We start from the raw sequence: 19,617 nt of genomic DNA on the forward strand, positions 1-19,617 counted from the left end.
AACACCGGGGGACCCGGCACCGGATCCGGGCCGGCGAAAATCCGTGGCTTGCGTAGCCAAAAGAAGGATTCTCCGAATCTCGTAGGGGAGAATCCAAGTTGAACCAAAGTGGCTTTTCGCAGAAGTTGTGGTGGTAGCGTCGTTGCGTTGCGCACTATTATCACAATTCACTCAGGCGAATCGGTAGCCTCGTCTAAGATAGATGAAGGCGTTAAACGCCCTGCAGAGGGCAATAAGTTTTTTGGGTGGGCTTCCGTATCGAAATCGGTGGCCCACTAATTCATGCGTGGGGTCCAAAACTGAAGACCCTTTTGAGAGGAACACATCTAGTGTCAAACGATAATAAGGGCTTCGGGTCTTCGGACAACCGCGACCGTGGCGGTTTCAATCGCAACAACAACGATCGCGGTGGTTTCAAGCCGCGTGAAGACCGTGGTGGATACCAGGGTGGCGACCGCCGCGAGGGTGGCTTCAAGCCCCGCGAAGATCGCGGTGGATTCCGTGGCGGCGATGACCGCCGTGAAGGTGGCTTCAAGCCCCGCGAAGATCGCGGCGGATTCCGTGGCGGCAACGACCGTGGTGGATACCAGGGTGGCGACCGCCGTGAAGGCGGCTTCAAGCCCCGCGAAGACCGTGGCGGATTCCGTGGCGGCAACGACCGTGGTGGATACCAGGGTGGCGACCGCCGCGAGGGTGGCTTCAAGCCGCGCGAAGATCGCGGTGGATTCCGTGGCGGCAACGACCGTGGTGGATACCAGGGTGGCGACCGCCGTGAAGGTGGCTTCAAGCCCCGCAACGAGTCAAGCACGGCAGACCTCGAGTCGCTGCGCGACGAGGAGAACGCCCGCCGCAACCACAACCCGGCCGACCTGCGCAGCTCGAACAGCCCCGAACGTGGCCGTTCCCCGGAAATCGACTCGGATGTAACTGGCAAGGAACTTGACCGCATCACCCGTGCGGAATTGCGCTACCTCGACGACACGAACAACGAGTGGGTCTCCAAGCACCTGGTCATGGCCGGGCGCCTGATCGAGATCAACCCGCAGCTTGCCTACGAGCACACCATCGCGGCCAGCCGCCGCGGTGGCCGCGTGGCAGTGGTTCGCGAGGCAGTCGGCCTGGCGGCATACGCGGCCGGCGAGTTCGCTGAGGCACTGCGCGAATTCCGTACCCACCGCCGCATCAGCGGCAACAACCTGCACCTGCCGCTGATCGCGGATTCGGAGCGCGGCATCGGCCGTCCGGAGAAGGCCCTCGAAATCGCCCACAGCGACGTCATCGAGACCCTCGACGCCAACGGCAAGGTCGAGATGGCCATGGTCGCCTCGGGAGCCCAGAACGACCTCGGCAACCTCGAGGCAGCCGTCACGGAGCTCGAGATCCCGCAGTTGGAACTCAACCGCGCCTTCAGCTACAGCCCGCGCCTGTTCTCGGCCTACGCCGACGCACTGGAAAACGTGGGACGCGTCGAGGAAGCGGCAACCTGGCGCAACCAGATTTCGGTGGCCGAGGAAGCCCTGGGCACCGGCCAGTTCGAGGAGCCGGAAATCATCGACTTCGGCGAAGACGACGAGACCGATGCACGCCGCCCGCGTGCCCGCGACATCGTCGGTTCCGAGGCCCGCGAGGACGAGGCATCGGAAGAGGCCACCGCGCTGTCCGACGAGGACTCCGTCACAGAGGTCGACGCCGAATCGCTGGAGACCCCGGCCGACGAGTCCAACCCGGAGCTCGACGACGAGGACGAGGACGAGACAATCTTCAACGTCAACGGTGCCTCCCCGGTCATCGACCAGGACGAGAACGACGAAAAGTAGGAATTCGATCCACCCATGCTGATCTCAGGTTTCGACGCGCTGCTCTCCGACCTTGACGGCGTCGTCTACGCCGGCAACGGTGCAATACCCCATGCCATCGAGGCCCTGAACAGGCTCGGCGCGCATGCCGTTGCGTTGGCGTATGTCACAAACAACGCCTCGCGGTCTCCGAAGGCCGTTGCCGCGCACCTGAGTGAACTGGGAGCCCCCGCATCCGCCGGCCAAGTATTTGGTTCGGCGGATGCGGGAGCCGAACTCCTTGCACAGAAACTCCCCAAGGGCGCCAAGGTCCTGGTGGTCGGCAGCTCGTACCTGCGCGACTGCGTCACGGCGTTCGGCATGGAGCTGGCCACCAGCCACCGTGACGAACCCCAGGGAGTCATCCAGGGATTCGATCCCTCGATCGGCTGGAAGGACCTGGCCGAGGCCGCCTTCGCGATCAACGGCGGGGCCATCTGGGTCGCTACCAACACCGACCAAACCATCCCACGAGCCGAGGGCATCGCCCCCGGGAACGGGATGCTTGTTGCAGCCGTCCAGGCGGCAACCGCCGTCAAGCCGTTCGTGGCAGGCAAGCCCGAACCGCTGCTTTTCCAGCGGGCGGCTGAGAACTTCGAGGCGACCCGCCCCCTGGTGGTGGGCGACCGGCTCGACACCGACATCCTCGGCGGCAACAACGCCGGCTTCAGCACCGCGCTGGTGCTGACCGGCGTCGATACAGCAGCCACCGCATTGGCCGCGCGTACCGCCGAACGCCCGGACTACCTCCTCCGGGACCTCGGCGGGCTCTACGAGCCCTACCCGACGGTCCACGCCACGGGTTTCGGCATCCGTTGCGGCGAGGCCTTCGCATCGATCAACGGCGAAACCATCACGATCGACGGCGACGAAAACGACCTGAACGCCTGGCGCGCAGCTTGTGCCGCCTGGTGGCTGGCGCATCCGCACGCCGATCGGGAAACCTCGCCGTTGACGGTCTTTTCACAAACCGTCGGCAGCAGCGCGTAAGCTCGAAACCGATGATCAGCACCAACAACACCCCAAGCCCGGGCGACTTCGCGCGTCCGTCCGCCGCCGAGACACCAGGCCCGACAGCCGGCGGGGAACCGGAACCAACGGCGAGCCTCGAGGTGTTGGAGTCCCTGGCTGGGATGCCGGTGGCGGACCACTTGTCCGTCTACGAAGAACTCCATGGACGGCTTTCAGCGGACCTCGGATCAACCTCACAGGAGCAATGGTGAGCAGGCTCGACCAAGAACTAGTCACGCGTGGTCTGGCCCGGTCCCGGACCGAGGGCGCACGCCTGATCGCGGGCGGCCGCGTCCTGATCGGGGGAGTGGCACAGTCCAAGGCCTCCAAGAACGTCGACGAGGCAACACCCATCCAGGTCGAGGCCGCCGACGGCGAGGAATTCGTCAGCCGTGCCGGCCACAAGCTTGCCGGTGCCCTTGCAGTGTTCGACAGCGTATCTGTCACCGGAAAACGCTGCCTCGATGCGGGGGCCTCGACCGGAGGCTTCACGGATGTGTTGCTGAGGCGCGGCGCCGACCACGTCGAGGCCGTTGACGTGGGACACGACCAACTCGTACCTGAACTTCGGGCAGACCCGCGTGTCCATGTCCACGAGGGCATGAACGTCCGCTACCTGGAGCCCGGCAGCATCGGGGGAGAAGTCCAGCTGGTCGTTGCGGACCTGTCGTTCATTTCCCTGACCATGGTCATGAAGGCCTTGGCCGACGCCACGCTGCCCGGCGGCGACCTGGTGCTCATGGTGAAGCCGCAATTCGAGGTCGGTCGTGAGCAGCTTTCCCGCACCGGCGTCGTCAGCAGCCCCACCCAGCGGCGCAAGGCCGTCGACACCGTGCTTTCCTCCGGGTACGAGGCGGGGCTAACGGTCCACGGTCTCGCCCGAAGCCCGCTGGCAGGGCAGGACGGGAACGTCGAATTCTTCCTATGGCTGCGGAAGGACACCGGGGCCGCCGAAACGGCCTCCGCACTATCCCGCGTCGACACCGGCGCGTGGCCGGACGTTGACTATTCTTAGAGATGTTGGCACGGACCTGATGTCCCTGGCCTTCGGTTACCCGAGGAAAGGAACGCATGCGAAGGATCTTAGTCCTTACACACACCGGCCGAGATGATGCTTTGATGGCCGCCGTGGATACCTGCATACGATTGCGCGAGTCCGGATTGATCCCGGTGATGCGCCGTCTGGAGATGCAGGCGGTCCGGAACACCGCCGAAGGGGAACTCATCGAAGTCGAGGTCCTCGACGAGGACTCGGGCCTGGATTCCATCGACTTGGGAGTGGTTCTCGGAGGCGACGGCAGCGTCCTGCGTGCAGCCGAGCTTGTCCGCAACGCGGGAGTCCCGTTGCTGGGGGTCAACCTCGGACACGTGGGCTTCCTGGCGGAAAGCGAGCGCACCGCGCTGCAGGAAACCGTTCAGGCCGTCGTTGACCGCAAGTACTCGGTAGAGGAACGCATGACCATCGACGTTCAGGTGTGGCTGGACAGCCGCCGTATAGCCCACACGTGGGCCCTGAACGAAGCGGCCATCGAAAAAGCCAACCGCGAACGCATGATCGAAGTGGTCATGGAGGTCGACGGACGTCCGTTGAGCACCTTCGGCTGCGACGGAGTCGTCATGGCCACACCCACCGGGTCCACCGCCTACGCCTTCTCGGCCGGCGGCCCCGTAGTCTGGCCCGAGGTCGAGGCCTTGGTGATGGTCCCGATCAGCGCGCACGCACTCTTTGCCAAGCCGTTGGTGGTCGCGCCCACTTCGCGGCTGGCCATCGAGATCCTGACCCGCACCGACGCGCAGGCGGTGCTTTGGTGCGATGGACGGCGCACGATCGACCTGCCGCCGGGGGCCCGCGTGGAGGTCACCCGCTCAGCGACGCCGGTCAGGCTGGCGCGGCTGAACCAGACGCCGTTCTCGGAACGGCTGGTCAACAAATTCGAACTTCCGATCCAGGGATGGCGCGGACCGGTGGAACCCAAGGACAGGGAAACCGCAACCTCGGCCCTGCCGATCATTTCCCCTCCGCTCGTGGTCGTTGAACCACGCCACCACGAACCGAAACCTGAATCGGACACCACCACAGCGAAGGAACACCGGAGGCAGTTGTGATCCAGGAAATCCGAATCAGCGACCTGGGCGTCATTTCCCAGGCAACACTTCCCCTCGGGCCCGGATACAGCGTTGTCACGGGCGAAACCGGCGCGGGCAAGACCATGGTCATCACGGCGCTGGGCCTCCTGCTCGGCCGCCGTGCAGACGCAGGCGCCGTGCGCCACGGTTCAAAGCAGGCAGTCGCGGACGCCACGTTAGTGCTTCCCGCGAACCATAAGGTGCTGGACCGCGCCGAAGAGGCAGGTGCCATCGTCGAGCGCTTCGAGAACGAAGCCGAGCTCATCATCACTCGGACGCTCTCGGCGGAAGGACGCAGCCGTGCTTCGATCGGCGGCCGCGCCGCGCCCGTTGGCGTGCTGGTGGAGCTCGGAGAAGACCTGATCGCGATCCACGGCCAGACTGACCAGATGCGGCTCAAGGGCGCTGCCACGCAGCGGGCCTCTCTTGACAAGTTTGCCGGAGCCCCGCTGGGCAAGGTCCTTGCCTCCTACCAGGATGTCTTCGACCGCTGGGGGCAGGCCAACAGCGAGCTGGAGACGCTTTCCGCCGCCTCGCGCGAACGCATCCGGGAAGCCGAATCCCTGCAGGTGGCACTCGAGGAAATCGATGCTGTGGACCCGCAGCCCGCCGAGGACGCCAACCTCAAGAACGAATCGCTCAAGCTCTCCAACGTCGAGGCGTTGCGCAGCTCAGCCAACCTGGCGCACGAGGCACTGAACAGCGATGCCTACGATGCAGTCAGCGTGATCACGCTTGTGGAGGCGGCCAAGCATGCGCTCGACCAGGTGTCGGCCGACGACCCTGAGATCAAGGGACTCGCCGAACGCCTCAACGAGATCGGCATCCTTGCCGCAGAGGCTTCGACGGACCTTGCAGGATACCTCTCGGACCTGGATTCGGAGGGGCCCGAACGTCTGGCCGCCCTCGAGGAACGCCGCGCCGACTTGAACAGGCTCATCCGCAAGTATGCGCCCAGCGTGGACGAGGTCATCGCATGGGCCGATGCAGCACGCACGCGCCTGACCGAGATTCAGGGCGATGACGGCCGTATCGAGGCCTTGCAGGCGGAGACCGAGTCGCTCAAGGCAGAGGTTGGCTCCCTGGCCGGGAAGATCAGCAAGCTGCGCGCCAAGGCCGCCAAGGACCTTGCCACCCGTGTGACTGCCGAACTTGCGGCGCTGGCCATGCCCGACGCAAAGTTCGTCGTGGAGATCGAAACACTTGACGAGCCCAACCGTTTTGGCCGCGACGCCGTGTCAATGCTGTTGCAGCCCCACGCCGGCTCCGCGCCCCGCCCCTTGGGCAAGGGGGCCTCGGGAGGCGAGCTCTCTCGTGTCATGCTGGCCATCGAGGTGGTCCTTGCCGCCGTCGACCCGGTCCCGACCTTCGTCTTCGACGAAGTGGACGCCGGCGTCGGCGGCAAGGCCGCCGTCGAGATCGGCAAGCGGCTGGCCATGCTCGCTAAGCACGTTCAGGTGATAGTTGTCACCCACCTACCCCAAGTTGCAGCCTACGCGGATCGGCACATCAGGGTCATCAAGTCGTCGAATGCGGCCGCCGCGGACGGCGCGGGATTCACCGCCAGCGACGTCGTTCTGCTCGATGACAACGAACGGGTGCGCGAGTTGGCGCGGATGTTGGCGGGGCAGGAAGATTCCAGCACCGCCCAGGCCCACGCCGAGGAGCTGTTGAGTGACGCACAGGAATTGGTTGGCTCGCTTTCCTGAGGACGTTTTTCCGCCCGCCCCAACCGGTGAGCATGTAGAGTCATTCCCAATAGGAAAACAACGAAAAGGTGATAGGGTAGAACCCCGTGGTGCAGCGTAATCTTTCCCCTGATTCCCGGTCGTCTGAAACGACAAAGCATATCTTCGTCACCGGCGGTGTGGCCTCGTCCCTGGGTAAGGGACTGACGGCTTCGAGCCTCGGTCACCTTCTTCGGGCACGTGGCCTTTCTGTCACGATGCAGAAACTAGACCCGTATCTCAATGTTGATCCGGGCACAATGAACCCCTTCCAGCACGGTGAAGTCTTTGTCACCGATGACGGCGCAGAAACCGACCTCGACATCGGACACTACGAGCGCTTCCTGGACGAAAACCTCACCGGCATGGCCAACGTGACCACCGGTCAGGTCTACTCCGAGGTCATCGAAAAGGAACGTCGCGGCGACTACCTGGGCGATACCGTCCAGGTCATCCCGCACATCACCGACGAGATCAAGCGCCGCATGCGCCTGCCTGCCATCGAGCCGGGTAAGGGCAAGAAGGCCCCCGACGTCATCATCACCGAAATCGGTGGCACGGTCGGCGACATCGAATCCCAGCCGTTCCTCGAGTCCGCACGCCAGATCCGCCAGGACATCGGCCGTGGAAACGTCTTCTTCGTGCACGTCTCCCTGGTGCCGTACATCGGCCCGAGCCAGGAACTGAAGACCAAGCCGACCCAGCACTCCGTGGCTGCGTTGCGCTCCATCGGCATCCAGCCCGATGCCTTGGTGATCCGTTCGGACCGGGAGATCCCGGCCGAGATGCGCATCAAGCTCGGCAAGACCTGCGACGTCGACCCGGAAGCGGTCATCAACTGCGCCGATGCCCCGAGCATCTACGACATCCCGGTTGTCATCCACTCCCAGGGCTTGGACGCATACATCGTTCAGCACCTCGGCCTGAAGTTCAAGGACGTGAACTGGTCGAAGTGGAACAAGCTTCTCGACGCCGTTCACAACCCGAAGCACCACGTGGAAATCGCGCTGGTCGGTAAGTACATCGACCTGCCGGACGCGTACCTCTCCGTCACCGAGGCACTGCGTGCCGGTGGCTTCGCGAACAAGGCAAAGGTCCAGATCCGTTGGGTGCCTTCGGACGACTGCCAGACCGAAGCAGGCGCCAAGAAGGCGCTTGCAGGCGTCGACGCCATCTGTGTTCCCGGCGGCTTCGGCATCCGTGGTCTCGAGGGCAAGCTCGGCGCGCTGAAATTTGCCCGCGAGCACGGCATGCCGACCCTGGGCCTCTGCCTGGGCCTGCAGTCGATGGTCATCGAATACGCACGCAACGTCGTCGGTCTGGCCGACGCGTCGTCGACCGAGTTCGAGCCGGACACCAAGCACCCGGTCATCGCAACCATGGAAGAGCAGCTGGCCATTGTTGACGGCAAGGGCGACCTCGGCGGAACCATGCGATTGGGACTCTACGACGCAACCCTCGCCGAAGGTTCCGTCGTTGCGGAAACCTACGGGTCGACCGAGGTAGCCGAGCGCCACCGTCACCGCTACGAGGTCAACAACGCCTACCGTGCGCAGATCGCCGAGGCCGGCCTGGTCTTCTCCGGCACCTCCCCGGACGGCAAGCTCGTGGAATTCGTGGAGCTTCCGCGCGAAGTACACCCGTACTACGTTTCCACCCAGGCGCACCCGGAACTCTCTAGCCGCCCGACCCGCCCCCACCCGCTCTTCGCAGGGCTGGTCAAGGCTGCCCTGGAACACCAGAGCGCAGGCAAGTAACACCATGGCACAAACAGACGGCGAGGTGCTGAGCGATTCGTTCAGCCCTCGCCGCCTGCTTAACTCCGAAACTGTCTATGACGGACGCATCTGGGATGTTGTGCAGGAAACGTTCGAGTACGCCCCCGACATGGCTCCGCTTGTCAGGGACTTCATCGCCCACCCGGGCGCCGTGGCCGTCCTGGTCCTCAACGGGGCCCACGAGGTCCTGATGATCAACCAGTACCGGCATCCCGTTGGCATGAAGCTATGGGAGATTCCGGCCGGTCTCATGGACATCGAGGGCGAGCCTCCGCACCTCGCCGCGGCCCGCGAGCTGGCCGAGGAAGCCGATCTCACGGCCACCGACTGGTCGGTTCTCGTCGACGTGTTCCTGTCCCCGGGTTCTTCCTCAGAAGCGATCCGAATCTTCCTGGCGCGCAACCCGGTTCCCGTTCCCGAGGCGGAGCGCCATGAACGCACCGATGAAGAGTCGGACATGGAGATTCGCTGGGTTCCGCTGGACGAGGCGGTTGCCGCGGTGCTCGCCGGACGGATCCACAACCCATCGGCCGTGGCAGGGCTTCTTGCCGCCGCGGCCGCCCGCAACGATGCCTTTGCGTCGTTGCGCCCGGTGGAGACACCGTTTGAAGCCCACCCGCGGCTGCGTTCCGCCGACCCCAAGCTCTGAAGGCACGATCCCATGACCACCGGAACCGATGACGCGACCCTGCGGTTGGAGCCGATTTCCAAGGAGGTTCCGCGTCCTGCTGCCTCTCAGGGCGAGACGCTCAAGCTGACGGTTGTCGACGCGACCCAGCGCCTGGAAGTGGTTCGCGACCCGGTGCCGGCACCGGGCCCCGACCCGGCTTCGCTGCCCATCGGCAAACACCTCGCGACCTACCTCCAGCACTTGGCGATCGAACGCGGCATGGCCAAAAACACCGTGAGCGCCTACCGTCGCGACCTGTACCGGTATGCCCTGTTTTTGCATGCACAGGGCGTGTCAGGTCCGGGACAGGTGACATTGCAGCACCTGACGAGCTTCGCCCAGGCGGTGCGTGACGGAGCAGATGGCGCTGCGCCCTTGAGCGCGCGTTCGGCTGCACGGACAATCGTTGCCGTGCGTGGCGTACACAAGTTCTGGGAACTCGAAGGGCTGACGCTCACCAACCCGGCGGTCGACCTGCACCCCCCAACGACTGGACGCCGGCTGCCCAAGGCCATCAGCGTCGACCAGGTCGCGGCCATTATCGAATCGGTGTCGATCGACACGTCCGCGGGTCTGCGGGATCGCGCAATCCTCGAATTTCTCTACTCGACCGGCGCCCGCATTTCCGAAGCCGTCGGGCTCGATGTGGACGACCTGCATCTGGAGCGTCCGGCCCAAGGCCCCGCGGTGGTGCGCCTCTTCGGCAAGGGGTCAAAGGAACGGATCGTTCCTTTGGGTTCCTACGCGCTTGATGCCCTCAACGCCTACCTGGTGCGCGGTCGTCCCGAGCTGGTCGGCAAGGGTAAGGGAACGGCCGCGCTGTTCCTAAACCAGCGTGGAGGCAGGCTTTCAAGGCAGTCGGCGTGGACGGTATTGAACAAGGCCGCCGAGCGCGCCGGCATCGAACAGGACGTATCTCCGCACACGATGCGCCACTCCTTCGCCACCCACCTGCTTGAGGGCGGCGCCGACGTTCGCGTGGTGCAGGAACTCCTTGGCCACGCCTCGGTGACGACCACGCAGGTCTACACCCTGGTCACTGCCGACACGCTGCGCGAGGTCTACGCTGCGGCGCACCCGCGCGCCCACAGTTAGGAATGCCTTCTTGGCCGACGATGCCCGCCTGAGCCCGACCCAGGTCGTGCTTTGCATTCCGGTCCTTCGGGGGCTAAACGGAACACAGGTTCTCCTTGGCCTCAAGAAGCGTGGATTCGGTGTCGGGAGGGTTGTGGCACCAGGTGGAAAGGTTGACCCGGGGGAGAGCCCCGCTGGGGCCGCCGTCCGGGAATTGCATGAAGAAACCTCAGTGGTCGCGGCGGAGAAATCGCTCGATCCCGCCGCCCGCGTCTATTTCCGGTTCCCTTTTGCACCCGCTGCCGACATGGATTGCACAGTGTTCCTGACCCGGGACTTCTCTGGGATTGCCACGGCAACGGACGAACTTGAGCCGGCCTGGTACCCGGTAGGGCATTTGCCTTTTGAGAGGATGTGGGACGACTCGGCCCTGTGGCTGGGCCAACTTCTGGCTGGCGAGCGCTTCGACGCGTGGGTGACCCTGGCCAGCGACAACCAGACAGTTTCCCGGTTTTCGAAGAAGCAATGGCCCGAAAGTAAACTTCCAAGTCAACCTGCAACCAATGCGGATTTTCCGGACACTACATAGGTAAGGGCAAGCACCAAGGCTGGCCCTTAACCCGGGGAGGGGAACGTGGAAACAGGGACAATGCCTGATGTTGAGGCTCCCAAGAAGCCGGATGTTGAGGAACTCCACCGGCTGTACTCGCAAATCGTTTACCGGTATACGTACCGGCGGATCCTTGATATCGAGTCGGCTCGGCAAATTACCAACGATGTCTTTCGCATCGCATGGCAGAAGGCGATCCCAGTGGGGCCAGATGCCATGCCATGGCTCTTGGTCACGGCAAAGAAGCTGGTGAGCAACGAGATCAGGGCGTTGGGTCGCGAGCAGCGACTGGCGCGGAAGGCCACGGCGCAATACTTCGTCGAACAACGAGGCAACAGTTCGGACTTGGGCGAGCAGGTCCAGTCGATCATGGCAACCCTACGCGCGAAGGACCGCGAGGTCCTCATGCTTGCCTACTGGGACGGGCTGTCCACAGCCGAAATCGCGGTGGTGCTCGGGTGTTCCCTAGAATCAACCAAATCGAGGCTCTTCCGAGCACGCAAAACTTTTGAACGCAAGGCACCAGCGAGCATGTTGAAAGGCGGCAGCAACTAATGGAAAACCTCGAGAAGCTCATTTCAGACGCGGATCCCGCCGATCTCCACGCCATTGGAGGGCCAGGGCCCCTCGAGCTGGGGGAACGGGCCCCCACCTTTGCCCAGACTCCGCGGGCCAAGAAGCGCAGCATGCTTGCAACGGGCTGGAAGACGTTTGCCGTGGGAACCGCCATCGCCGCCGTCACCGCCGGGATCATCATATGGTCCCCGTGGCAGCTACCGATGAACAACGGTCCTGCTGCCCCGGCAATCAACGTCACCGAAACCCCCAGCACGGAGTCCTCCAACGATGACGCTCTGCCCAACATGTTGGTTCCCGCCCATCCAAGCGTCTATTTTGAGGATTCAGCCGCGTGCAATTCCTTGGATTTGCGAACCATCAGAATCACGATGATCGACGGAGCTGTAAAGTCGTTGCCCGATAGTCCCAATCCGTTGCCGGTTGTCGGTTGCGTCGACGGGACTGCCGCGATTCTGATAAGCGAATCTGCCTTCAACTCGGCTACGGAACTCGGAGGCACCCCCGGCATTTTGATCGCAAGGTGGACGGACGGTGCGTGGAGCATCCTCGAGAAAGACAACCCCGGAACCCTCAACGACAAGGGCCTGCCCCTCATGGCGTGGCCTGATCTGCGTGGCATGGGCAACTTCGAGGACCTCGACGTCAAACCAGACCAAGAACGCCGCATCCGGGATCTGGGGCTTGACGAAAAGATCATCGGGAAGCTGTTGGGGCCAGATGTCGCATCTTGGATGGGGAAAGAGGCCTCAACCGATTTCCAGATGCATCGGAACACGCTGTTATCGGTGGCCCATCCAGGGTGGCAGATGGATGAAAGCATGTACGATGTCGCCGGCAATGACTTCACCGCAGAGCAGGCGAAAAGGCCGGACAAATCGGAGAACTACATCTTGACGTTCTCCGATAGTCGAGGAAAGACCGTCTTCAAGGTGATGAGCGAGAAGTACCGCAGTCAGTACGGGAATGGACAGTACTGTTCTGAGAATGGAACCTATCGGCTCGATGGCGAATCTCCCAGTGGCGTTGTGGTGGATGCGGGACCCATGAAACTGGCGCTAATGACCATTACCAGGCCCGATGGAAGTCAACTATCGAATCTCGGGTTGTTCCCCGAGGACCTTCCCGCCAAGGGCGATGCCTGCCATGCGAATTCCAAGGTCAAGCTGGATGGACGCATGCTGACTCTCACCCAGTGGACGCCGAACATGGGGTTCAAGAACCAAGCCGAACGGGATGCCTATGTGAAGTCGCCGGAGTACACCGACGCCAAGAAGGTTGCTTCGCTTTTGACCTTCAACCGCCAGAACCGGTAGACACCGCACGGATCCGGGGGCGTTAGCGGACGGCCATTGCCGCCCGCTAACGCCCCCGGCAATGTTCATGGGGCCGTGCTGCATCCTCAGCGACGGCTAAGGGGTGTCTCAGCGGCGTGAACCATGGCATTGATGGCCGCGACCGCACGGGTCCGCAAATGGCGGGAGCCCTCGCACATGATTCCGACAGCAATCGATCGCCGGCCCCTTGCCTTCCCTCGTTGGATTAATCTCCCGTAAGTCCGGGGCGCCACGGAGACCACAAACCATGCCGCCTCCGAGGTGCAAGCACCGCGTTCGGTCCGGCGGACGACCCTGGTCCACAGGGGAAGGGGTGCTGGGGGGGCGAACACCCAGACGACCACGGCCCTGGGCGGGGTTCGGGCAAGCGACCTGGGAAGCAGTCCGGCATTGCGCGAGGTTGGGCACATCCCGCAATAGCCGTAAATTCACCAGAGCCCGTTCTCCGTCATGGATCGGGATTTGGCGAAGGCGTGAACCTCATGCCTAGGCTCCTCGAACCTCTGGTTCTGGGAGCCACCGGAGTCCAACGCCCTGCGGAAAGACTCCGCACAACGCCAAGGCTGGGTGCTCGGCCCGGGATCCCCTCCTCGTGATGTGCACTGGTTCCTTGCAGGGCTTCCCGTCCAGTCTGATCCGTAGCCCGGCGGATTGAAGCCGAACGGCAGCAGATCCGAGATGCGGACTGAGCGGTCCACGTAGGCCTGCCGGGATCCGCACTGGGGTCGGCATGCCACAAATCGATTGTCACCCGCTCGTTGTTTCTGGATCTGGGGATCAAGCGGACGTCACGCTGGAACTCGGCTGTCGGTCATGTACGTGATCGCGGCACTCCGGTCTTCGTATGCGTCCCTGGGCGCCACCGGTTGGGGTGCCTGCGCCTCAACTGGTCGTGGGAAGTGGCCAGGGCGACTTCATGCCCCGGTGGGTCGGAGACGTGGAAGATGGAGTGCGAGGGCAGCGGACAGCCGCAGAAGGTTGCGGAGCAGCGGTCACGTTCCGAGGGGAACACGAATGCGGGGTGCTGCGCCGTTGGCGCTGCACCCCGCATTCACTGGATGCCCGTGGCGACGGGTTTCCAGGTTTACAGCTCGCGCTGCTCCGGTCCGTTGTAGGCCGAGAGCGGGCGGATCAGCGCGTTGGAGGAGCGTTGTTCCATGATGTGCGCCGTCCAACCGACAATGCGCGAGGCAATGAAGATCGGGGTGAACATCTCCGTGTCGAAGCCCATGAGGTGGTAGGTCGGACCCGCCGGGTAGTCGAGGTTTGGCTTGATCCCCTTGGCCTCGTCCATGGCGGCCTCCAGGCCGTCGTACAGGCCAAGCATCTCGTGGCGTCCGTAGTGCTCGATCATCCGGTCCAGGGCGGCCTTCATGGTGGGTACACGGGAATCGCCGTGCTTGTACACACGGTGCCCGAAGCCCATGACCTTCTTCTTGGCTGCCAGCGCCTCTTCCATCCAGGCCTTGGCGCGGGCCGCGGCTTCCTCGCGGGATTCGTCCTTGTCGATCCCGATCTCGTGGAAGGTGTGCATGACGGCCTCGTTGGCGCCGCCGTGCAGCGGGCCCTTGAGGGCGCCGATGGCACCGGTGACGGCCGAGTGCAGGTCCGACAGCGTGGAGGTGATCACCCGCGCGGTGAAGGTCGAGGCGTTGAAAGAGTGCTCCGCGTAGAGGACCATCGACACGCGGAACGCGTCGACGACCTCGGGGGCGGCTTCCTCACCGAATGTCATCCACAGGAAGTTCTGCGCGTAGTCGAGGTCCTCGCGTGGTTCCACGACACCCAAGCCGCGGCGGCGGCGCTGGTCGTAGGCGACAACGGCGGGGAAAGCGGCAAACAATTCCTTCGCCTTGACCAGCTCCGCCTCGCGGGAGGAGTCGTCGGCCAGCGCGTGGTTGGCGCCGATGACCGAGACGGCGGTGCGCCCCACGTCCATCGGGTGGCAGTCCAGGGGCAGCAGGTCGATGGCGGCCTTGACCTTGGCGTCGAGGGCCCGCCCGGCCCGTTCGGCGGCGACGAACTCGGTGAGCTCGATCTGCGTCGGCAGCTCCCCGGTCCACAGCAGCAGCGCCACTTCCTCGAAGCTCTTGCCGGCCGCCAGGTCCTGGACAGGGTAGCCGCGGTAGAGCAACGAGTTGGTGTCGGGGTTGACCTTGGACACTGCCGTGAAGTCGACAACGACCCCGGCCAGGCCCTTCTTGATCTCAGTTTCAGTAATCACTTCGCTCCTGATTCCTACAGATTCGCGTTGTTTGAATCAATGTCCAGGTCGGGGACCTGGAAGTTGAAGATACCGTTGTCGAAGCGGTTGTACGCCTCGTAGTCGACGAGCTCGTACAGGCGAGCGCGGGTCAACATCGAATCGACCCGTGCCTCCTGGGTGCCGTCGGCCGCGATGGCCTCAAGGGTGCGTTCGGCTTCGCCCATCGCACTACGCAACAGCGTAACCGGGTAGATGACCATCGCAACACCCGCATCCGCCAGCTGCCGGCGGGTGAAGAGCTGGGACTTCCCGAATTCGGTCATGTTGGCCAGAACCGGGACGTCAACGGCCTTGCAGACGGCCTCGAACTCGCCGATGTCCTTCATGGCCTCCGGGAAGATTGCATCCGCCCCGGCGTCGACAAGCGCCTTGGCCCGGTCGATGGCCGCTTCCAGCCCTTCCACGGCGCGCACGTCGGTGCGGGCCATGACCAGGAAGTTCGGGTCACGGCGGGCGTCCGCCGCCGCGGCGATCCGCTTGACCATGGTGTCCAAGTCGACGACGTTCTTGCCGTCCAGGTGGCCGCAGCGCTTCGGGTTGAACTGGTCCTCGATGTGGCAGCCGGCCAGGCCCGCGTGTTCGAGCTCCTGGATTGTACGTGCCACGTTCATCGGCTCGCCGAACCCGGTGTCCGCGTCGACAAGGGCCGGAAGGTCCGTCATCCGGGCGATCTGCCCGGCCCTGGCTGCCACCTCGGTGAGGGTGGTCAGGCCGATGTCCGGCAGGCCGAGGTCGTTGGCCAGCACCGCACCGGAGATGTAGACCCCGTCGAAACCCTTCTCGCCGATCAGGCGCGCCGAGAGCGGGTTGAAGGCGCCCGGGAACTGCCGGGCGGCGCCGGGCACGAGCATCTCGCGCAGGGCAACGCGCTTCCGCTCCGGGGTGACCGTCGAGTACAGCATGCTAGAACAGTCCCTTGGGGGCAGCGGCGAGGTCGATGACGCCGGGGGCCGCGACGATGTTCAGCGCATCGAGTTCGCCGGCGCCCAGCTTCTCGAGGTTCTCTGCGGCGGCGATGAAGCGGTCGATCTCGTCGGGCTCGACAAGGCCGGCGGCCAGGGTGCGGAACTTGTTGATGTACTGCTCGCGGGCGAAGGGCCGGGCACCGAGCGGGTGTGCGTCGGCCACGGCGATCTCGTCGGTGATGACGGTGCCGTCGGCCAGCGTGATGACCACCGTGCCGCCGAAGGCCTTCTCGCTGATGTCCAGGGAGTGGTAGCGGCGGGTCCACTCGGCGTCTTCCTCCGTGGTGACCTTGTGCCACAGCTCCACGGTGTCGGCACGTCCGGCGCGCTCGGGGGAGTAGGAGTCCACGTGGTGCCAGGCGCCGTCCTGCAGGGCGACGGTGAAGATGTACGGGATCGAGTGGTCGAGGGTCTCGCGTGAGGCCGTCGGATCGTACTTCTGCGGGTCGTTGGCGCCGGAACCGATCACGTAGTGGGTGTGGTGGCTGGTCTTGATCAGCACCGACTCCACGTTACTCGGATCGGTGGCCTCCGGGTGCTCACGGTTCAGCTTCCGGGCCAGGTCGATCCAGGCCTGCGCCTGGTACTCGGCCGAGTGCTCCTTGGTGTAGGTGTCGAGGATGGCGCGCTTGGCCTCGCCGGCCTCAGGCAGCGGGACCTCGTAGGCGGCGTCCTTGCCGTCGAGCATCCAGGCGATGACCCCGTCCTCGCCCTCGTAGATCGGCACCGGGGAAGTCTGCCCGCGCATGGCACGGTCGGCCGCCTCGACGGCCATCTTGCCGGCGAATGCCGGTGCGTGGGCCTTCCAGGTGGAGATCTCGCCCTTGCGGGACTGGCGGGTGGCGGTGGTGGTGTGCAGGCCCTGGCCGACGGCCTGGAAGATGGTTTCCACATCAAGGCCCAGCAGCGTGCCGATGCCGGCGGCGGCCGACGGGCCAAGGTGCGCCACGTGGTCGATCTTGTGCTTGTGCAGGCAGATGGCCTTGACCAGGTCGACCTGGATCTCGTAGCCGGTGGCGATGCCGCGGATCAGGTCCTTGCCCGAAGCCCCGGTGTGCTGGGCGACGGCCAGGATCGGCGGGATGTTGTCGGCCGGGTGCGAGTATTCCGCGGAGAGGAAGGTGTCGTGGTAGTCGAGCTCGCGTACGGCCACGCCGTTGGCCCAGGCCGCCCACTCGGGGGAGACCTTCTGGGGAATCCCGAAGACCGAGGCACCCGCCCCGCCGGTGGACGGCGCGTGGGTCAGCGCCTGGGCTCGGGCCGCGACGATCGGGCCGCGGTTCAGGGACGCAACGGCCACCGAGGCGTTGTCGATGATGCGGTTGATGATCATCTCGGTGACCTCGGCGGTGACCTCCACGGGGTCGGCTGCGACCACCGCGATCTTGTGGGCCAGCTGGTCCTCGCGGGCCAGTTTCTCATCACTGCGGTACACGCGTACGGGGTGGTTGATCATGGGGTTTCCTCTCGGGGTCCGGCATGGGTTTTGATGTGTTCAAGGCTGTGGTGCAGGTGCAGCTGCGTTGCGGCGGCCGCGAGCTCGGGGTTCCGCGCGGCGATGGCTTCGGCGATGGCCGCGTGTTCCAGGGCGGAGGTGGCCAGGCGTTCGGGGTCGTCCTGGGCCAGCCTGCGGACGCGGGCCAGGTGCACGCGCAGGGAACGGAGCGATTGCTCGATGTAGGGGTTGCCGACGGCCTCGTCGACGCTCCTGTCCAACTCGCCTGCCAGCAGGTAGTAGGCCTCGCTGGAGCAGGCGTGCTTCGCGCGCCCGGCTTCGATGAACCGCTCGCGCAGGGACCGGAAGGTCCAGGAGTCGGCCTTGATCGCGGCGATGCGCGCGGATTCGACCTCCAACGCCCGACGAAGCGCGAACAGGTCGTCGACGTGCTCGTGTGAAACATCGGAGACCACCACGCCGCGTCCGCGCTGCTGCACGGCCAGTCCTTCAGCGGTGAGTCGTGCGAGGGCCTCGCGCAACGGTGTGCGGGAGACCCCGAGCCGTTCGGCCTGTTCGACCTCGCCAAGGACCGCACCGGGGCGCAGCCGCCATTCGACGATGTCTGTCCGCAGCGCCTCGTAGGCTTTGTCGCTTGCCCTCATGCACTGATTGTATACATAGTGGTCGGTGTGTCACGTGCTTTTCAAATTATTCGCCGAAAGTTCACCTCTAATGTATACAAGCGATGGATATTCGGGTGACGCGGGCCATAGGTTCCTGGTGGAAACAGCTCTTCCGGGAGTAGGTGAACGCGGTGGCCCCTGTATCAGCGACGGGCGCCGAAATCTACGCAGCTCCCGCTGCCGAGTCCGCGCGTGGTCCCGACGGGTCGCAATGCGGGCCGACGTTTCGCGCTTGCCGGGGAATCTGGACAGTATGGTTGGCAAGTTGCCGCGGCACGGGCACGCCGGTGGCCAAGTTCTGGGGCCACGACCAGCACTTCATCGACGCCTGCCGGGTGGCTTGTCCCGGCTGTCCTGGCCGCCATGCCGCCGAATGCCCGGAATGCCTGGATGCCGAGGTGGGCAAGTTGTCCGGTGGGTGCACGGTAAACGTCATCAACTGCACGGGCCGGCATATCTCCGCTGGTGCCATGGAGCAGCCGCGTGGTGCCTATTCTTCTTTGGCCAGGTGCGCCGACTTATGGGCAACCGACTGGCTTAAGGGGTGGTGAGCGGCTAGTCCATGTTGCTCAACAGCGGATTCGAGACCGATGCCGAGACTCACCCTTTTTGGAGGAGTTGAATGGAGATGGTCCTCAAGCCTGTCGATATGCTCGGCGACTTTCGCGAAGTGCCAACTGGGGACATGCGAGAGTCGGGACGCTGTCCAGTGCCCGGCGGGGCTGGAATCTTCGCAGGACCATGCGATGGACAGTGGGCGGATGTCCTGGCTGGCGTGCTCGGCCGATGAAGAGGCAAGTGCAAGCGATGACCTGCCATCGCTTCAGGGGATCTGTCTGCCGTGCGCCGTGGCCTGGCTCAGATTCCCGGTGAGCGGAGACCATGTGTCGTTGAACAATTCAATGTGTTCGTGGTGAATCGGTCTGTCGCGATAGGGCCCCTCGGCTAGTGATGCTTCAGTTCGAATCGGACCGATGCGAAATTGCCACGAGGGAACTCGCGAATATTGCATTTGTTAAGGCAGGGGAGTGGTCGGTGTGGGTGTCCTCGAATCCCGGTTTTATCCACACGTTCTCTTCGGGAGTACCGAAATTATCTCCGAAAGCGAAGGTTTTACTGGACGCCATTGAGGCAACCTATTATTGAGATTGAGTTCAATTTTCTGTCGTGTTGGAAATAAGCAATCATTGGTGGAATGGCGATTGGTTCCCGCAGTGTTTGTCAGTCGTGCTACTTCTTGTCAGTCTGGATATTGGTGCATTTATCGACTCCCTTCTTGAGCTGATACTCGCAGAGGTTTCTGGCATTTCCACGTGGCTGGAGATCGTGAACATGTAGGGGGAGGATGACTATGCTTGCCGGAGGTGCCACGGTCTTGCATGCCGGATTCGTGTGCGCTCATGTCAGCATTCATGTGCACCGCTTCAATCTGCTTCCGGGCGTCGGATGCCGCCGCTACAGTCAAGAGTGGAACGGTTGTGTCACGTCCGGCCACGGCTCAGTTCGTTACATAGAAGATA

At 63.9% G+C, this 19,617-nt stretch carries 15 protein-coding genes; 11 read left to right on the forward strand and 4 right to left on the reverse strand.

Translation table 11 applies throughout. From position 1 onward, the window contains the following. Positions 1–329: 329 nt before the first annotated feature. From ACSYDW_RS06710 to ACSYDW_RS06760, 11 genes are all read left to right on the forward strand, one after another. Complete coding sequence (locus tag ACSYDW_RS06710; protein ID WP_438337957.1) at positions 330–1,817, forward strand: hypothetical protein; 1,488 nt, start codon at positions 330–332, stop codon at positions 1,815–1,817. A 15-nt stretch (positions 1,818–1,832) separates the two neighbouring features. Further along, positions 1,833–2,825, forward strand: a complete 993-nt coding sequence (locus ACSYDW_RS06715; protein ID WP_438337958.1) for an HAD-IIA family hydrolase — start codon at positions 1,833–1,835, stop codon at positions 2,823–2,825. A gap of 226 nt (positions 2,826–3,051) precedes the next feature. Further along, positions 3,052–3,861 (forward strand): TlyA family RNA methyltransferase, encoded by an 810-nt coding sequence (locus tag ACSYDW_RS06720; protein WP_438337959.1) that lies wholly within the window; start codon positions 3,052–3,054, stop codon positions 3,859–3,861. Positions 3,862–3,917: 56 nt separating this feature from the next. Then, complete coding sequence (locus tag ACSYDW_RS06725) at positions 3,918–4,952, forward strand: NAD kinase (protein WP_438337960.1); 1,035 nt, start codon at positions 3,918–3,920, stop codon at positions 4,950–4,952. Continuing rightward, positions 4,949–6,682 carry a DNA repair protein RecN gene (recN, locus tag ACSYDW_RS06730; RefSeq protein ID WP_438337961.1) on the forward strand — a complete coding sequence of 578 codons (1,734 nt, stop codon included), beginning with the start codon at positions 4,949–4,951 and terminating at the stop codon, positions 6,680–6,682. The genes ACSYDW_RS06725 and recN overlap by 4 nt, the downstream gene beginning before the upstream one ends. Before the next feature lie 86 nt (positions 6,683–6,768). Beyond that, on the forward strand, positions 6,769–8,457 hold the full coding sequence (gene pyrG / locus ACSYDW_RS06735) for a CTP synthase (protein WP_438337962.1): 1,689 nt from the start codon (positions 6,769–6,771) through the stop codon (positions 8,455–8,457). 4 nt (positions 8,458–8,461) lie between these two features. Then, positions 8,462–9,127 (forward strand): NUDIX domain-containing protein, encoded by a 666-nt coding sequence (locus ACSYDW_RS06740; RefSeq protein ID WP_438337963.1) that lies wholly within the window; start codon positions 8,462–8,464, stop codon positions 9,125–9,127. A gap of 12 nt (positions 9,128–9,139) precedes the next feature. Beyond that, positions 9,140–10,243 (forward strand): site-specific tyrosine recombinase XerD, encoded by a 1,104-nt coding sequence (gene xerD / locus ACSYDW_RS06745; RefSeq protein WP_438337964.1) that lies wholly within the window; start codon positions 9,140–9,142, stop codon positions 10,241–10,243. Between the two features lie 10 nt (positions 10,244–10,253). After that, positions 10,254–10,811 carry an 8-oxo-dGTP diphosphatase gene (locus tag ACSYDW_RS06750; protein WP_438337965.1) on the forward strand — a complete coding sequence of 186 codons (558 nt, stop codon included), beginning with the start codon at positions 10,254–10,256 and terminating at the stop codon, positions 10,809–10,811. 60 nt (positions 10,812–10,871) lie between these two features. Next, positions 10,872–11,387 (forward strand): RNA polymerase sigma factor, encoded by a 516-nt coding sequence (locus tag ACSYDW_RS06755; RefSeq protein ID WP_438337966.1) that lies wholly within the window; start codon positions 10,872–10,874, stop codon positions 11,385–11,387. Then, the gene (locus tag ACSYDW_RS06760) at positions 11,387–12,724 is read left to right on the forward strand and encodes a hypothetical protein (protein ID WP_438337967.1); all 1,338 of its coding nucleotides are present in this window, start codon (positions 11,387–11,389) and stop codon (positions 12,722–12,724) included. Before ACSYDW_RS06755 ends, ACSYDW_RS06760 begins: the two co-directional genes overlap by 1 nt. Before the next feature lie 1,105 nt (positions 12,725–13,829). On the opposite strand, the gene ACSYDW_RS06765 is transcribed toward ACSYDW_RS06760, so the two are convergent. The 4 genes from ACSYDW_RS06765 to ACSYDW_RS06780 are packed head-to-tail and all read right to left on the reverse strand — an operon-like array spanning position 13,830 to position 18,076. Further along, the gene (locus ACSYDW_RS06765) at positions 13,830–14,966 is read right to left on the reverse strand and encodes a bifunctional 2-methylcitrate synthase/citrate synthase (RefSeq protein ID WP_438338379.1); all 1,137 of its coding nucleotides are present in this window, start codon (positions 14,964–14,966) and stop codon (positions 13,830–13,832) included. Between the two features lie 17 nt (positions 14,967–14,983). Continuing rightward, positions 14,984–15,913: a methylisocitrate lyase gene (gene prpB, locus ACSYDW_RS06770; RefSeq protein ID WP_438337968.1), complete on the reverse strand. Its 930-nt coding sequence runs from the start codon at positions 15,911–15,913 to the stop codon at positions 14,984–14,986. A gap of 1 nt (position 15,914) precedes the next feature. Beyond that, the gene (locus tag ACSYDW_RS06775; RefSeq protein WP_438337969.1) at positions 15,915–17,432 is read right to left on the reverse strand and encodes an MmgE/PrpD family protein; all 1,518 of its coding nucleotides are present in this window, start codon (positions 17,430–17,432) and stop codon (positions 15,915–15,917) included. Then, positions 17,429–18,076, reverse strand: coding sequence for a GntR family transcriptional regulator (locus tag ACSYDW_RS06780; protein WP_438337970.1), 648 nt, complete (start codon positions 18,074–18,076; stop codon positions 17,429–17,431). Before ACSYDW_RS06780 ends, ACSYDW_RS06775 begins: the two co-directional genes overlap by 4 nt. Between the last annotated feature and the right edge of the window lie 1,541 nt (positions 18,077–19,617).

The organism is Paeniglutamicibacter selenitireducens (genome assembly GCF_051550675.1).
GTDB lineage: Bacteria > Actinomycetota > Actinomycetes > Actinomycetales > Micrococcaceae > Paeniglutamicibacter.

Excerpts from the sequence above, each read along its gene's own strand:
- ACSYDW_RS06760 (WP_438337967.1), top strand. The coding sequence starts at position 11,387 with ATGGAAAACCTCGAGAAGCTCATTTCAGACGCGGATCCCGCCGATCTC.
- prpB (WP_438337968.1), bottom strand. The coding sequence starts at position 15,913 with ATGCTGTACTCGACGGTCACCCCGGAGCGGAAGCGCGTTGCCCTGCGC.
- ACSYDW_RS06740 (WP_438337963.1), top strand. The coding sequence starts at position 8,462 with ATGGCACAAACAGACGGCGAGGTGCTGAGCGATTCGTTCAGCCCTCGC.
- ACSYDW_RS06780 (WP_438337970.1), bottom strand. The coding sequence starts at position 18,076 with ATGAGGGCAAGCGACAAAGCCTACGAGGCGCTGCGGACAGACATCGTC.
- ACSYDW_RS06775 (WP_438337969.1), bottom strand. The coding sequence starts at position 17,432 with ATGATCAACCACCCCGTACGCGTGTACCGCAGTGATGAGAAACTGGCC.
- ACSYDW_RS06755 (WP_438337966.1), top strand. The coding sequence starts at position 10,872 with ATGCCTGATGTTGAGGCTCCCAAGAAGCCGGATGTTGAGGAACTCCAC.
- xerD (WP_438337964.1), top strand. The coding sequence starts at position 9,140 with ATGACCACCGGAACCGATGACGCGACCCTGCGGTTGGAGCCGATTTCC.
- ACSYDW_RS06715 (WP_438337958.1), top strand. The coding sequence starts at position 1,833 with ATGCTGATCTCAGGTTTCGACGCGCTGCTCTCCGACCTTGACGGCGTC.
- ACSYDW_RS06725 (WP_438337960.1), top strand. The coding sequence starts at position 3,918 with ATGCGAAGGATCTTAGTCCTTACACACACCGGCCGAGATGATGCTTTG.
- ACSYDW_RS06720 (WP_438337959.1), top strand. The coding sequence starts at position 3,052 with ATGGTGAGCAGGCTCGACCAAGAACTAGTCACGCGTGGTCTGGCCCGG.